Source organism: Oleiphilus sp. HI0043 (genome assembly GCF_001634935.1).
On sequence record NZ_LWEY01000279.1, the window covers coordinates 1 to 608 of the forward strand.

General features: G+C 43.1%; 1 protein-coding gene. It reads right to left on the reverse strand.

Annotated features, from left to right (window positions below; genetic code table 11):
• Window positions 1-608, reverse strand: a 608-nt coding sequence (locus A3729_RS32195; RefSeq protein ID WP_197475546.1) for an endonuclease/exonuclease/phosphatase family protein, incomplete at both ends; no start/stop codon positions are given.

A 608-nucleotide genomic window follows, 5' to 3' on the forward strand; every position in this document is an offset into this window, starting at 1 on the left:
TGACTGACACGGGGGCATGGTCTGATGCTTCAGCGTCTACCTCATAGTTAGGGTTTTGCAGATGATCATCGTGCACGTCATAACTAACGACTTCCGCAATACTGCGTGGATTGTTAGCATCAAATTCCTTTGATAACAGCACATAATCTAAAACACTGCCCTTATTTGCAAAATAGTGTGTAGGGCTACGACGAGTTTCGATAGTTTTATCACTAATTTCAAAGGCATCGTAAAGTGTATGTTTTTCAACATTCAGCCTCTCCGCAGCAGAAAGGGATGAAACATATTTCGATCCAATTCTATCAATATGCCCGCCAGCCACCAGCAACTGCAAAGGCGTTGAGTCGATCGTATCATTTAGATCACCAAGCATAATGGTTGGCATATCTTCCTTCGCACTAGATTTCCAAAAGTCATTGTAGAGAAGAGCTGCTTCAGTTCCTCTCTGCATACTTGAAGCCCACCGACCATGCAGGTCGTCGTAAAGGAAATTACGAACTTGTTCATTGTCGGCTGTATCCACATAAAAGTGACGATCAAACTTCGACCTTTTAGACTTCAAGTGCGCCACATACACGGCAACCTTGGAGTAATCATCGATTTCAATA